Genomic DNA, 14,661 nt, shown 5'->3' with positions numbered 1-14,661 from the left:
GAGTCGGGGAGGGGGAGCCAAATCTCTAAGCTTCATCAAACTTATCTAATTTCCCTTTACCTCACTTTGGCAATTGTTCGAATATATTAGACTTTTTATCATGAATGCTCTACCCTACAGGCATTCTAGGCGGCTATTTCACTCCTCAAAAAAGCTGCTCATGCAAGTCAGTCGACGAACGGAATTTAATCCCAATTTCAGGTAGATGAATAACAATGGCAGGTTTTAAAAAACTCATATTTCTCCAGCTCATTTCCTGGATTGTTTTTTCTGCGCTTGGTAGCTTCTTGGTCGCAAGTAGCTTTGATAATGCCGTCAGCAGAGCTCAACAAAATGCACAAAGCATGGTGAGTAACTACATTCAGGAAAAAACCATGGCGGATGTCACGCCCGAGCACATACGCTTATCTTTGGGCAGTGGCAATGTATTCTCCTCCTTTATAGTCCGCGATTTTGCCGGACAAACCGTACTGAATATTAACACTCAGAGCGAAATGCCGGTCCTGGCAGGCGTGATTGCCAATGCGATGAACTCGGTTCGGCCACAATTTGCGGTGAACAAAAGTAAAGACATTAAGATTGAGTTTCTGATCAATGTGCAGAGCCAGGCGCAATTGCTGCAACAAGCGATGATTTTTATGATCATCATTTCCGCATTGATGGCCTTTATTCCCATCTTCTATATGAAGACCATTTATCGTAAGCTCAATCGTAATGTGAGTATGACCGTTGCCGATGCCGTTGACATCTACATTACTCAAAATCAGGTCTCAGAAAGCATAGATCAGGATTTTAATACCAATAAAGTCGCTGAGCTGGGCGCTGAACTTGCGCCCTCTTTCAACCGACTGGCACACTTTTTAAAGAGCAAGCAGGAAGACATTAAGTCAGCGGCTCAGTCTATTAAACAAGAAGCCTATAAAGATGTGGTGACCGGTCTTGGTAATCGCAATATGTTTGTTGAATATTACGAGCATCAAATTGAGTCGGCCAGCGACAAGAGTTTTGGTTCGCTGGCAATGATACGTTGCAGCGAGCTGCAAATGATCAACCAGACTCGGGGCTACCAAAAAGGCGACTTGTATATCAAAGGCATTGCAGACATCGTCAAACATGTCAGCGGTACTTACACAGGTAGCCAGGTATTCCGACTGAACAGCTCAGATTTTGCCGTTATTTTACCGAATATCCCGTCCAAAGAAGCTGAACGCTTTGGCGAAACCTTGCAAGCCCGGTTTACTCAGTATCAGCAAAACCAGGAGCTGAGCTCAGTTGCCAATACCGGTATTGTGCCTTACGAGTCGGGTAAGCCATTGGGCGAGCTGTTGTCGGTCGTGGATAACGCCATGAGTATGGCACAGAGCAAACAAGCCAACGCCTGGCACCTGCAGCGCGAAACGGATCTGGTGAATAATGTCGGAGCCGGATTTGGTAATCAAAACTGGCGACGTGTTATCCGTGAAGTGATAGAAAGCCGCCGCGTCATGCTGATGATGCAAAACATCATGCCGATTGGCAAAAATGTCAAAGCTTACGCCGAAATACAGGCGCGTTTCAAAACCGAAGACGGACAGATGCTGCCAACTGCTTCATTCCTGGCGATGGCCGAAAAACTGGAAATGGCGGTAGAAATCGACCAGCTTATTATCGACACCTCAATCGAGATGATTAAGTCGCGCAATTTCAATGAAAAATTCTTTGGTATTAATGTGACTGCATCCAGTGCCCACAGTGATCAGTTTGTTATCTGGCTTGAGCGTCGACTGCTAAAAGAAGCTAATCTGGCGTCTAAGCTTATCTTTGAAGTCAGCGAATTCGGCTTACAGCAGAATATTAAAGCCAGTAAGCGCTTTATCGACATGGTGCATCGGGTTGGCGCCCGGATCACCGTTGAGCGCTTTGGTGTTGGACTCACCTCCTTCAAGTTCTTCCGCGACCTGAAACCCGACTTTATTAAGATGGATGCCAGCTACACCCGCGGCCTGGAAGAAGACAAAAACAACCAGTACTTTATGCGACTGATGGTCGACCTGGCGCACCGCATTGGGGTCAGTGTGTTTGCCGAAGGGGTCGAAAGTCAGGAAGAAAAGCACATTGTTGAAACCCTATGCCTGGACGGCGTGCAGGGTTATTACATCGAAAAGCCAAAAGAAATTTAATACTCTGATGACAATAGGGCGAACCTGTCGCCCTATTGTCAACTTTACTAGCCATTTTTAGCAAACTTTCCCCTCCCTCCCCTGGCTAAATACTGTGATCTCTGGCCCGAAATTGTTAGAATTCTCAGTCTATTCTGGTTCTCTGTAATTTCATTCACACTAAGGGGCAAGCATGACAGAGTATATTCTGTTGCTTATTGGCACAGTGCTGGTAAATAACTTTGTATTGGTGCAATTCCTCGGCTTGTGCCCATTTATGGGTGTCTCGGGTAAACTCGAAACCGCCATTGGTATGTCACTTGCGACGACCTTTGTTCTGACGCTGGCATCCGTGACCAGTTATCTGGTCAATCAGTATATTTTATTGCCCCTGGACCTCACCTTTTTACGTACCATGAGTTTTATTCTGGTGATTGCCGTTGTGGTGCAGTTTACAGAGATGGTAGTGCGTAAAACCAGCCCCACTTTATATCGCTTACTGGGGATCTTTTTGCCGCTGATCACCACTAACTGTGCGGTATTAGGGGTTGCGCTACTTAATATCAAAAATGACCACACTTTTATCGGTTCCGCTGTGTACGGCTTTGGTGCTGCGGTGGGTTTTTCATTAGTACTGGTCTTATTTGCCGCCCTGCGAGAGCGACTGGCCGTCGCAGATGTGCCTGCGCCGTTTAAGGGCGCTTCAATAGCCATGATCACAGCCGGTCTAATGTCACTGGCCTTTATGGGTTTTTCTGGATTGGTGAAGTTCTGAGATGACACTGTTTTATGCACTGATAGCCATCGGCGCACTGGCGCTGGTATTTGGCCTTATCCTCGGCTATGCAGCCGTTAAGTACCGGGTTGAAAGCAACCCGATTGTTGATCAGGTAGATGCCATTTTGCCACAAACACAATGTGGCCAGTGTGGCTACCCAGGTTGTCGCCCTTATGCTGAAGCAATTGCCAACGGCGATGACGTTAACAAATGCCCGCCAGGTGGCGAGGCCACGGTGAAAAAGCTGGCCGACTTAATGGGCGTTGAAGCCAAACCCCTGGCTGGTGGCGAAGAAGCGGAGCCCATCAAAAAAGTTGCCTACATACGCGAAGATGAGTGCATTGGTTGCACTAAGTGTATTCAGGCCTGCCCTGTGGACGCCATTGTGGGCGCAACCCGCCAGATGCATACAGTGATTGCCGATGAATGTACCGGCTGCGACCTGTGTGTCGACCCCTGCCCTGTCGATTGTATTGATATGATCCCGGTGGCACAAACCGTTCAAACCTGGAAGTGGCAGATTGACGCCATTCCCGTGAAGCAAATCGACTAAGAGGTTTAAGTGGAAACTTTACTTGAACAAATTGAACACGGTAAATTGTGGCAGTTTCCCGGCGGCATCCATCCACCGGAGCAAAAATCTGTGTCAAACCAGGCGAGTATTGGTCGTATTCCCCTGCCCGACTATCTGGTGCTACCTCTGAAACAACACATAGGTGCCAATGGCCAGTTGCTGGTCAATAAAGGTGACTCTGTGCGTAAAGGGCAGCCACTTACCCGCCCCGGCGCAAACTGGTCACTGCCAGTACATGCACCAACGTCCGGCGTGATAAGCGACATTAAGCCTATGCCTTCGGCGCACCCTTCTGCGTTACCTGAGCTGAGTATTGTCCTGACGCCCGACGGTGAAGATAAGTGGTGCGAGCTGAACCCGGTTGCCGACTATACCCAGCTCGACAAGCAGGCATTGATCGACATTATCCACCATGCTGGCATCGCAGGCATGGGTGGCGCCGGCTTCCCAACTTATGTCAAAGCCGACAGTGCCAAACATAAACCCGTCGAATTTTTGGTGGTCAACGGTGTGGAGTGTGAACCATACATCACAGCCGATGACCTGTTGATGCGCGAACATGCCGAGCAAATTGTGCAAGGCATCGAAATTATGCAGCACCTGCTTAATCCTCAATACGTTTTAGTGGGCATTGAAACCAATAAACCCGAAGCCATTCAGGCAATGACCGCCGCCGCGGCTCACAACGATAAGATCCTGGTCCGTGGCCTACCCGTCAAGTACCCGTCCGGTGGTGAGAAGCAGCTGATCCAGGTGCTCACCTCAAAAGAAGTGCCAAGCGGTGGGATCCCGGCAGACGTGGGTGTGCTGGTACAGAACGTCGGTACTTTGTTTGCCGTCAGCGAAGCCGTATGTAAAGGCAAGCCGCTGATTGAGCGTGTCGTCACTGTGACCGGCAATACCATCCAGACACCACAAAATGTCTGGGCGCTGCTTGGCAGTGAAATTAAGCACTTACTAACCTGTCAGGGCTTTGAACCTGTTGCCGAGCAGCGTGTTATTATGGGTGGCCCTATGATGGGCTTTACGCTGCCAACGGTTCGTATTCCGGTGGTTAAAACCACCAACTGTATTCTTGCACCAGATAATCAGGAGCTGGCGGTTGTAGGCCCTGAGCAGGCTTGTATTCGTTGTAGCGCCTGTGCTGATGCCTGTCCGCAAACCCTGCTCCCGCAACAGCTGCAATGGTTTGCCAAAGGCAAAGAGTACGACAAACTGGAAGAGCACAACCTGTTCGACTGCATTGAATGTGGTGCCTGTGCCTATGTCTGTCCGAGTGAAATTCCACTGGTGCAGTACTACCGGGTTGCCAAAGCCGAGATCCGCGAACAGAAACTGGAAAAAGTGAAAGCGGAGCGTGCAAAGGAGCGGTTTGAGGCACGTAAAGAGCGCCTTGAACGGGAGCAGGAAGAGCGTCAGAATCGCCATAAACGCTCAGCGCGCAGCAATACTCGCAGTGCAGAGCAAAGCGATAAGGTCAGCGCCGCAATGGAACGCGTCAAGCAGAAAAAAGACAGCCAGTCTGCTGTACAAGCCGCAATTGAGCGGGCCAAAGCGAAAAAGTCGGCTGATGGCACACTGGAGCCCGATAATTCAGAGGTGGCGCTGGAGCGTGCTAAGCGCAAAGAAAAAGCACGTCAGTACAAAGCAGAAAAAGACGCACAAGCGACACCTGAAATGCACGCAGGCGGAGAAGGCTCACGTAAAGATGCCGTTGCCGCTGCGATTGCCCGTGCGAAAGCCAAAAAAGCAGCACAACAAAACGACGCAACGGAGTCTTCGGCAACAGCGCCCGCAGCAAGTGACGATCCGCGTAAAGCCGCCGTCGCCGCAGCCATTGCTCGCGCCAAAGCGAAAAAAGCGGCGCAACAGGACGACGACACTGCGCAATCATCGAGTGATGCAGGTACCGAAGATCCGCGTAAAGCCGCTGTAGCCGCCGCGATTGCCCGTGCAAAAGCGAAAAAAGCGGCCAAAGACACTGAACAGCCAGAAGAGACACAACCCGTCGAGACAGACGCTGAGCCGGAAGATCCCCGTAAAGCAGCTGTAGCCGCCGCGATTGCCCGTGCAAAAGCAAAGAAAGCCGCGAAAGAAGCCGAGCAGTCAGACGAGACACAGCCCGTCGAGACAGACGCTGAGCCGGAAGATCCTCGCAAAGCTGCCGTGGCCGCCGCGATTGCCCGTGCAAAAGCGAAGAAAGCCGCAAAAGAAGCAGAGCAGCAAGCGGATTCAGTCACGGACGAGGCGCAACCCGTCGAGGCAGACGCGGAGCCGGAAGATCCTCGTAAAGCCGCCGTGGCCGCTGCAATTGCCCGTGCAAAAGCAAAGAAAGCGGCAAAAGAAGCCGAGCAGCAAGCGGATACAGTAACGGACGAGGCTCAACCCGCCGAGGCAGACGCTGAGCCGGAAGATCCTCGTAAAGCCGCCGTGGCCGCTGCAATTGCCCGTGCAAAAGCAAAGAAAGCGGCAAAAGAAGCCGAGCAGCAAGCGGATACAGTAACGGACGAGGCTCAACCCGCCGAGGCAGACGCTGAGCCGGAAGATCCTCGTAAAGCCGCCGTGGCCGCTGCAATTGCCCGTGCAAAAGCAAAGAAAGCGGCAAAAGAAGCCGAGCAGCAAGCGGATATAGAGCTGGCCAGCTCAGCGCCTGAGCAAGAATCGCCCGCGAATGATGCGCCCCTGAGCGCCGAAGAAAAACGTCAGGCGGCGATTAAAGCCGCTGTGGCGCGCGCAAAAGCTAAAAAGCAGGCCGCCGCCAAAGACCAAGAAGGAAATGATCTGTCATGAAATTAACCATGGCTTCATCGCCCCACAATCACAGCCATAAAACCCTCAGCCGCCTGATGCTGACGGTCATCGCCGCCTGTATCCCCGGCATCCTGGTGCAGAGTTACTTTTTTGGTCCAGGCACCCTGTTCCAGCTGGCGCTGGCACTGCTGACGGTCAGCCTAAGCGAAGCCGCAATGATGAAACTGCGTGGCCGACCTGTGTGGCCAACGCTCAGTGATGGCAGTGCCTGGCTAACCGCCGTGCTGCTTGCCGTGAGTATTCCACCACTGGCGCCTTGGTGGATCACTGTGATTGGTTGTGTATTTGCCATTGTCATCGTCAAACAATTATATGGCGGCCTGGGTTTTAACCTGTTCAACCCGGCTATGGCCGCTTATGTGTTGCTGCTTATCTCTTTCCCGGTGCAAATGACCAGCTGGACACCCATCACAGAGATACAAGCAACACCGCTGTCCGCTTTGGACCAACTGGCACTGATTTTTACTGAACACACCCTGTCGGGCGCTCCACTGGCAGAAGCCCGCCAGGTGGTTGATGGCACCACCTCTGCCACACCACTGGATCATGTCAAAACAGCCGTATCTCAGAATCTGACTGTCTCTGAAGCCACTAATAGTATCGCGTTCGGAGAATATGCCGGGCAAGGCTGGCAGTGGGTTAACCTGGCTTACTTGCTGGGCGGTTTATACCTGCTAAAAACCAAAGTCATTAACTGGCACATCCCGGTTGCTTTTATTGTGACACTGGCCGTGTGCAGTGGCTTAGGTTACGCGCTGTCGCCTGCCACACAGGCAGGTACACTATTCCACCTGCTCAGCGGTGCCACTATGCTGGGGGCGTTTTTCATTGCTACCGATCCTGTGTCGGCCAGTACCACCAATCGCGGCCGCTTAATCTATGGCGCGCTGATCGGCCTGCTGGTTTATCTGATCCGCCACTTTGGCGGTTATCCGGACGCCGTCGCCTTTGCTGTGCTGATCATGAATATGGCGGTGCCTTTGATTGATTATTATACGCAGCCTCGTACTTACGGGCATGGAGCAAGCTCATGATCTTGTCATCAATGAAAAAAAACGGCCTGATCCTGACCGCCTTTGCACTGGCCACCACCGGCAGTGTAGCGCTGGTACAAAGCTTTACCGCGCCAGAAATTGCCAAACAGGAGCAGCGCCACCTGATGCGCATACTGACTCAGGTTATTCCCAAGGCACAATACGACAACGAGCTCTACCTGGATTGTGCCATCAGCAATGCGCCTGAGCTGGGCCCGAATGGCCCGCACATTATCTATCGAGCCCGCCTGCAGGGTGAGCCGGTCGCCTTGCTGGTGCAACATATTACGCCGCGCGGCTATAGCGGCAATATCGACATTCTGAGCGCCGTCTATCCCACAGGTGAAATTGCCGGCGTGCGCGTCACCCGCCATGAGGAAACCCCGGGGCTTGGCGACAAAGTTGAGCTGGCTAAATCGGACTGGATCACCACCTTTGCCGGAACCTTGGTTACGCAAGCCAAAGATCCGGCCTTTAATGTGCAAAAAGACGGTGGCCAGTTTGACCAGTTTACCGGCGCAACAATTACGCCTCGCGCCGTTGTGCAGAGCGTAAATGCCGCCGCCTGGTACGCTCGCAGCAATTTTGACGCGCTGTTTGCAGCGCCAAACCACTGCCAGGAGGCCACCAATGAGTGAATTTAAACAACTCGCCCATGAGGGCATGTGGAAAAACAACCCGGCACTGGTACAGCTGCTGGGTCTGTGTCCGTTGCTGGCCGTTACCAGCACTATCACCAATGCGTTAGGTCTGGGGCTGGCCACTTTACTGGTACTGGTTGGCTCCAATGTCACCGTTTCCATCGTACGGAACTGGGTCCCCAAGGACATCCGGATCCCAGTGTTTGTGATGATCATCGCCGCCTTTGTAACCATAGTGCAGCTGTTGATGAACGCCTACACTTTTGGTCTGTACCAGTCACTTGGGATCTTTATTCCGCTGATTGTGACCAACTGCGCCATCATAGGCCGGGCTGAAGCCTATGCCTCAAAAAATACGCCCCTGTTGTCTGCCTGGGACGGTATCATGATGGGTCTGGGATTTGGTGCTGTACTGGTATTACTGGGCGCCATGCGCGAGCTGATTGGTCAGGGCACGCTGTTTGATGGCGCTAACCTGTTGCTGGGTGACTGGGCAACCGCACTGCGCATCGAAGTCATAGAGTTCGACAGTCAGTTTCTGGTGGCCATTTTACCACCGGGTGCCTTTTTAGGACTGGGTTTGATCATCGCTGCCAAAAACTACATTGATGCACGTAAAGAGGCCCAGGCTGAGCCCGTCGCCAGCCCAGAAAAAGCCCCCCGAGCTCGGGTCACCAGCTTAGATTAATGCACAGCGGGAGAGCCGTCACTCTCCCGCCAGGTTCAGATAGGATCAACAGCAAGTAAGTCAGTACTATGAATAAAGCAAAACGACTCGAAATTCTCACCCGTCTGCGGGATGACAACCCTAACCCGGAAACTGAACTGGAATATACCTCACCGTTTGAGCTGCTGGTCGCCGTCACTTTATCAGCCCAGGCCACAGATGTGAGCGTCAATAAAGCCACCCGTAAGCTGTTTCCGGTTGCCAATACCCCGCAGGCCATTATCGAGCTGGGCGTAGATGGCCTCAGAGACTACATCAAAACCATCGGCTTATTTAATTCCAAAGCCAATAACGTCTACAAAATGTGCCACATTTTGATGGAGCAACATGGCGGCGAAGTGCCGGAAAATCGCGAAGCGCTCGAAGCCCTGCCCGGCGTGGGCCGCAAGACTGCCAATGTGGTGCTTAATTGTGCTTTCGGCTGGCCCACCATCGCCGTCGATACTCACATTTTCCGTGTATCAAACCGCACCAAATTTGCCATGGGCAAAGACGTCGTCGCAGTAGAAGAAAAGCTCGAAAAAGTCGTGCCCAAAGAGTTCAAAGTCGACGTGCACCACTGGCTGATTTTGCTGGGCCGCTACACCTGTGTGGCCAGAAAGCCCAAGTGTGGCAGCTGTATTATTGAAGACTTATGTGAGTTCAAAGAAAAAACCTCTGGCTAACCTATCGCGCCAATAAGATCATGGCTGTTCAGTAATAAACAGCATATTCACTGTCTTATTGGCATGCTAAGCTCATCACATTAAGTAATGGATTTCTTAAACTCTGATGACGCTACCACAACTGTTCACGGCCCTGGTGCCTATTCTCAGCGTATTTATCCTGCTGGTTCTGTTCAGGCTACCTGCCAAGCAGGCAATGCCATTTAGCCTGCTCGTGACCTCCTTATCGGCTTATTTTATATGGCAGGTGCCTTTGGGGCATATCACCGCCGCCACACTGGAAGGGTTGGTCATCGCCCTGACCATAGTGTGGATTGTTTTCGGCGCGATTTTTTTACTGAAAGTGCTGCAGCAAACCGGCGCTATCCATACCATTAAACACGGCTTTGCCGGGATAAGCCCCGATAAACGGGTGCAACTGATCATCATTGCCTGGCTATTTGGCAGTTTTCTGGAAGGTGCCGCGGGGTTTGGCACTCCCGCCGCCATTGCCGCCCCTTTGCTGGTTGCGCTGGGCTTTACACCCTTGAGCGCCGTGGTGCTGGCACTGGTGGCCGACTCCAGTGCGGTCTCATTTGGTGCCGTTGGCACACCGGCGATTGTCGGGATTGGTCAGGGTGCGGCGAATATCGATTACGCCGAGGTGAAGCAAATTGCCCTAACCGCCATAGGTATTGATATTATTGCCGCCGCCCTGCTACCTCTGATTATGGTTGTGCTGTATTGCCGCTTTTTCAGCGACTCACCCAGCTGGCGCGCCGGGTTCGTTATGGCGCCTTTTGCCGTTTTCAGTGCGCTGGCTTTTACCCTGCCGGCCTATAGCGTCGCCTGGTTGCTGGGGCCGGAGTTTCCCTCTGTACTGGGCGCGATGGCAGGGTTGGCCATCGTCTGCCCCTTGGCACGTAAAGGGTTCTTGTTGCCGAAATCCGAAGCCTCCATAGCACCTCAAGTAGAAGAGTCGCAAGTCCCCTCACTGAGCTTACTCAGAGCCTGGTTACCGTACGTCTTGGTTGCAACACTCCTGGTGCTGACTCGGATCCCCGCACTGCCTTTTAAGGCCATGCTGCAAAGCGTGAACTTTGAATGGGAGCAGATCCTGGGGTCGGCCATTTCTGTGAATGTGATGCCCCTGTACCTGCCTGGCAGTGTGTTTGTTGTGACTGCGCTCATTGCACTTTGGCTGCAAAATGGCAAGACGGCGCAACTGCGCGTAGCCCTGAGTAATAGTGTCAGTATGTTATTCCCCTCTTTGATTGCGCTGAGTGCAGCGGTGCCTATGGTGCGTATCTTTCTTCACTCTGACGTCAACAACGCCGCCCTCCCAGCTATGCCCATGGCGCTGGCCGAGACGGTTGCCATACATTTGAGTGATCTGTGGTTATTTATCGCGCCCTTGGTAGGTGCGTTGGGGGCGTTCATTGCAGGTTCTGCGACCTTTTCTAACCTGATGTTTGCCAGTTTTCAGCAAGCATTGGCGGCAGAAGCCGGGCTGGAGATGCAGCTGGTACTGGCGCTACAAATGCTCGGCGCGAATGGCGGCAACATGATTGCAGTGGTGAATGTGGTTGCCGCCGCCAGTGTTGTCGGCCTGCATGGCAAAGAGGGTGATATTATTCGCTACACCCTGATTCCCATGCTCTATTACTGCCTGGCGGCCAGCCTGATTGCCTGGCTGCTTTGAATTATCACATTGCGAGAAGTAATACGCAGGCTCAATGATTATTTAACTTATCTGCCAGTGCCATGTGATAATTAAGCAGCGTAATTTTTGCCTGTATCACCGCAGACTCATCAGCCTGAAACGGTTCAAGCAGGCGCTTTAGTTCTGCCTGTTCCGAGCTCATTGTTGCCAGAGACTCCAAGGCACTCAGACGTACCAGTTCACTCTCGCTGTGCCTGGCTGTAGCGACGACAATATCCTGCATCTGGCTGAGGGGCTCTGTGCCTGGTTCAAACTGCTCCACGCTTTGCGCCATAAGGTGGATGGCAAAACTCTGAGACAGTGCACCTTTGTGCTCAGCTTGTGTCAGTAAATCAGTAAAAAATTGCACGGAGGCAATCTGTGGCATGGCTTCCAGATAATGCTCTACCTCATCAAACTGAGCATACACATCGCCCTGTGAAGCACGCAGATTTGTCAGCAGATGCTGTTCAATCAGTCTGGTTATATCCTGATTTTCATAACTTGCCAGATCCGGGTAAATACCGCTGTCTAGCCCTATATCCTGCGCTATTGATAATAGCCTGGCCTTGTTTTCGTCATTATTTGCAGGTTCATCATTGAGCTCTGGGGGGATAGGCGAAGCGCTGGTGTACAGCCGTTTTTCTGAGGTTGGCTGCGCTGTGTCTAATGGCAGTGAGCGTTCCTCTGCCTGAGGTGTGGGTATAGTGTCGAGGCTTTCAATGTCGCCTACTGGGGTATAGTGCTGGGGTACTTCTTTATGCAGTAGCACGGCGGCCACAAGAAAGCCGAGCATAAAGCACAACACGTTGATCATCAGGTATTTTGCTTTCATCGTTAAATCCCGGCTGTAAAGCTAAGGCTGACCTTATTGCGCCAGCCCCAGGTTGCGCTTAGTGAATATCGAAGCGTACGCCCTGACAACCATTGTTATGATAGGCTGTGCCCGCACTCTTGATTGACCAGAATACCTCTCCGCGCGTTGAATTAGCATTGGTTGGGGTGAAGGTACGCTTACAGGTTTTGGTTTTTTTATTGTCCCAGACCGGCTTGCCCTGCTTCAATTTTACGAAGGTATAATCCAGTTCCATTTTATATTCTTCGTTGATATTGGCGCTCAGGTCAGGATAGAAGCCGTGACCATATCCTGACGTGAGGTTTTGTTTTCTTTTTTCACGAAATACGACGGTGTTGTCGCTCAAACGCTTGATCTTTAACTCAACCGTGGTGACGGTATAACCACCGCGGTTGCAATAGAAAATCATGGACTGGTTACCGCGCGTGGTGTTAGCCCAGTTGTAAGGTGCCACGTCTCGCCAAATCTCGCAGTCTTGCTTTTTGCCAGAGAAATAGCCGCCATCAACGCCGGCAACACTGGTTTGTGTGTTAGCCAATGTCAAAACCAGTGCAGCAGCACCGGTTTTTAAAGTATTCTGTAAATTACTCATTCGTATCCCTTTGTGTGATTTTTATGTGCATATTCAGGTTAAAAGCGGCGATTTTGCCACATAAATTACCCAAGCGAAATCATACCAGTAAGGAATTTTCTATTCACATCTTTTTAATATTTTTCTTTAACGGCTAAGCCTGAGCAGGAATTGATCAACCAGTGCAGCCTGATCTGCCAGCGCCTGCTCTGTGTTTCGCATCGCGGTGGTGGTGTTATCTGCGCTTTGCATGGATGCGTTCGCCAGCCCAGAAATACTGACCGCTTTGTCGTTGATCTCATTACTGGCGCCCGACATTTGATCGGTCGCAGTGGCGATTTCGTAATTTAGCGCAGAAATATCTTTGACCATGTGCTCTATCGATGCCAGATTTTCTTTGGTTTGTTCCGCCTGCACCACACACTGAGTGGATTTATCGACTCCGTTTTGAATGGCTTCTACCGCACGCTCAGCGCGTTGTTTGAGTCCTGCAACTATGTCATCAATCTCTCTGGTCGAGTCCTGAGTGCGTTGCGCCAGGGCTCTGACTTCATCGGCCACCACAGCAAACCCTCTGCCCTGTTCACCAGCCCTGGCTGCTTCTATCGCCGCATTCAATGCCAGCAAATTGGTCTGCTCAGAAATGTCCCGGATCACATCAACAACGCCGCCAATATGCACGGTTTGTTCATTCAGCTCGGCAATATCGCGCTGAGTTCGGCTCAACTCTTCACATAAAGTGTGATTGGTCTGCATACTTGCTTGCACGACAGAATTTGAATCCAGCACCGAGCGCAGTGCCCCTTCAGAGCGGTTCGCTGCATCGCTGGTATTGCCGGCAATATCCGCGATCGCTGCGGTCATTTCATTCATGGCTGTCGCCAAAGACGCAGTCTGGCTCTGTTGCTCCTGCAACAGCTCTGTATTACTGTGACATTCAGACACCGTTTCCTGCGCGTGCTGATCGACCAGCTGACTGGCATCCTGAACCCTGCCAAGTACGGCGCGTAATTCAGACCCCCGAGCCAGCAGCGCCAGTTCAATGGCTGCGACATCATTGACTTTATTAAGGTAAATTTTTTGCATCAGCGGATTATCGTAGACTTGCTTGGCTTTTTCACTCAACCGGCGCACCGGGGATAATCGCTGATATGTCAGTGCGAGTACGCCTGCTAACAGCAATGTCTCCAGAATATAGTTCCATGGCGCAGGCAAACTGGTAAATACCATGCTCAAAATATAAGACACCACCAGGATCAACATCATCTGTGCAGACAAAGACAGAGATGAGCGGGTCAATTTAGCTGGTGCAACGCCTTTATCGAGCTGCTGATAAATGTTTTCAGCCCGTTTTACAACATCTCGTTCTGGCTTGGTTCTGACCGACTGGTACTCGGCAGTCTGACCTTGCTTGTCTTTGATTGGCGTGACGTAGGCGTTAACCCAGTAATGATCACCATTTTTGCAGCGATTTTTGACTATGCCCATCCAGGGCTTACCGGATCCAATGAACTGCCAGAGATCTTTGAAGGCGGCTTTGGGCATGGTTGGATGACGCACCAGGTTATGTGGTTGGCCTTCTAGTTCGTCCAGCTCAAAGCCTGCGACATCACAAAAGCTTTGATTTGCATACGTGATCCGCCCTTTAGTATCTGTCGTAGACAGGAGGTTATAAGAGACCGGATAATCATTCTCTTTATCCGTATAATCGGTACGATTTTTGGCCATGACACTCACCTAAAAAACGCGATACTAACCCATTTTTCGTAGTTGAGCTTGTTAATAAAGCCTTAACCTTGTTTTAAATCAAATAATTTAAGTAAATGAAATATATGAAAAAATTCATTGAACTGTTGGAATTTAAGTATGATAAATATGAATAGGAATCGAAAAAGACAAAAGGAAGTGTTATTGAATGAAATAGTATTACTGAGAAGAGTGGCGTCCCCTAGGGGATTCGAACCCCTGTTACCGCCGTGAAAGGGCGGTGTCCTAGGCCTCTAGACGAAGGGGACACTGAATGTGTCACTAGGACTGGTTATTTAGACTCTTACCATGCGAGTTTGGTACTTACTAAAAAGTAAGTGGCGTCCCCTAGGGGATTCGAACCCCTGTTACCGCCGTGAAAGGGCGGTGTCCTAGGCCTCTAGACGAAGGGGACACTTGAATGTGTCACTAGGACTGG

12 protein-coding genes and 2 tRNA genes are annotated in these 14,661 nt (G+C 51.2%); 9 read left to right on the top strand and 5 right to left on the bottom strand.

What is annotated here, in order from left to right; genetic code table 11:
* Positions 1–215: 215 nt before the first annotated feature.
* From C3B51_RS20045 to C3B51_RS20005, 9 genes are all read left to right on the top strand, one after another.
* Positions 216–2,159, top strand: coding sequence for an EAL domain-containing protein (locus tag C3B51_RS20045; RefSeq protein ID WP_125721858.1), 1,944 nt, complete (start codon positions 216–218; stop codon positions 2,157–2,159).
* A gap of 172 nt (positions 2,160–2,331) precedes the next feature.
* Positions 2,332–2,913: an electron transport complex subunit RsxA gene (gene rsxA / locus C3B51_RS20040; protein WP_010386487.1), complete on the top strand. Its 582-nt coding sequence runs from the start codon at positions 2,332–2,334 to the stop codon at positions 2,911–2,913.
* A gap of 1 nt (position 2,914) precedes the next feature.
* Positions 2,915–3,469: an electron transport complex subunit RsxB gene (gene rsxB, locus C3B51_RS20035; protein ID WP_046006703.1), complete on the top strand. Its 555-nt coding sequence runs from the start codon at positions 2,915–2,917 to the stop codon at positions 3,467–3,469.
* A 9-nt stretch (positions 3,470–3,478) separates the two neighbouring features.
* Positions 3,479–6,280 carry an electron transport complex subunit RsxC gene (gene rsxC / locus C3B51_RS20030; RefSeq protein WP_130246191.1) on the top strand — a complete coding sequence of 934 codons (2,802 nt, stop codon included), beginning with the start codon at positions 3,479–3,481 and terminating at the stop codon, positions 6,278–6,280.
* A complete protein-coding gene (rsxD, locus tag C3B51_RS20025; RefSeq protein ID WP_130246190.1) occupies positions 6,277–7,335 on the top strand; it encodes an electron transport complex subunit RsxD in 1,059 nt (352 codons plus the stop codon). The genes rsxC and rsxD overlap by 4 nt, the downstream gene beginning before the upstream one ends.
* Entirely contained in the window at positions 7,332–7,973 is a 642-nt protein-coding gene (gene rsxG, locus C3B51_RS20020) for an electron transport complex subunit RsxG (protein WP_125783546.1), read from the top strand. Before rsxD ends, rsxG begins: the two co-directional genes overlap by 4 nt.
* A complete protein-coding gene (locus tag C3B51_RS20015; RefSeq protein WP_046006699.1) occupies positions 7,966–8,664 on the top strand; it encodes an electron transport complex subunit E in 699 nt (232 codons plus the stop codon). The genes rsxG and C3B51_RS20015 overlap by 8 nt, the downstream gene beginning before the upstream one ends.
* 68 nt (positions 8,665–8,732) lie before the next feature.
* Entirely contained in the window at positions 8,733–9,368 is a 636-nt protein-coding gene (gene nth, locus C3B51_RS20010; protein ID WP_046006698.1) for an endonuclease III, read from the top strand.
* A 106-nt stretch (positions 9,369–9,474) separates the two neighbouring features.
* Positions 9,475–11,049 carry an L-lactate permease gene (locus tag C3B51_RS20005; protein ID WP_130246189.1) on the top strand — a complete coding sequence of 525 codons (1,575 nt, stop codon included), beginning with the start codon at positions 9,475–9,477 and terminating at the stop codon, positions 11,047–11,049.
* A gap of 31 nt (positions 11,050–11,080) precedes the next feature.
* On the opposite strand, the gene C3B51_RS20000 is transcribed toward C3B51_RS20005, so the two are convergent.
* The 5 genes from C3B51_RS20000 to C3B51_RS19980 all read right to left on the bottom strand — a co-directional run bounded on the left by C3B51_RS20000 (position 11,081) and on the right by C3B51_RS19980 (position 14,637).
* On the bottom strand, positions 11,081–11,884 hold the full coding sequence (locus C3B51_RS20000; RefSeq protein ID WP_130246188.1) for a hypothetical protein: 804 nt from the start codon (positions 11,882–11,884) through the stop codon (positions 11,081–11,083).
* 58 nt (positions 11,885–11,942) lie between these two features.
* A complete protein-coding gene (locus C3B51_RS19995) occupies positions 11,943–12,497 on the bottom strand; it encodes a hypothetical protein (RefSeq protein ID WP_130246187.1) in 555 nt (184 codons plus the stop codon).
* Between the two features lie 126 nt (positions 12,498–12,623).
* Positions 12,624–14,204 (bottom strand): methyl-accepting chemotaxis protein, encoded by a 1,581-nt coding sequence (locus C3B51_RS19990; protein WP_130246186.1) that lies wholly within the window; start codon positions 14,202–14,204, stop codon positions 12,624–12,626.
* A gap of 211 nt (positions 14,205–14,415) precedes the next feature.
* Positions 14,416–14,491: transfer RNA gene (locus C3B51_RS19985), tRNA-Glu, on the bottom strand.
* Between the two features lie 70 nt (positions 14,492–14,561).
* A tRNA-Glu gene (locus C3B51_RS19980) sits at positions 14,562–14,637 on the bottom strand.
* Positions 14,638–14,661 lie beyond the last annotated feature (24 nt).

It is taken from the genome of Pseudoalteromonas rubra, assembly GCF_004212645.1.
Classification (GTDB): Bacteria; Pseudomonadota; Gammaproteobacteria; order Enterobacterales; family Alteromonadaceae; genus Pseudoalteromonas; species Pseudoalteromonas rubra_G.
Note: the sequence above shows the minus strand (reverse complement) of the source record. Positions and strands in the feature narration are given on the sequence as shown.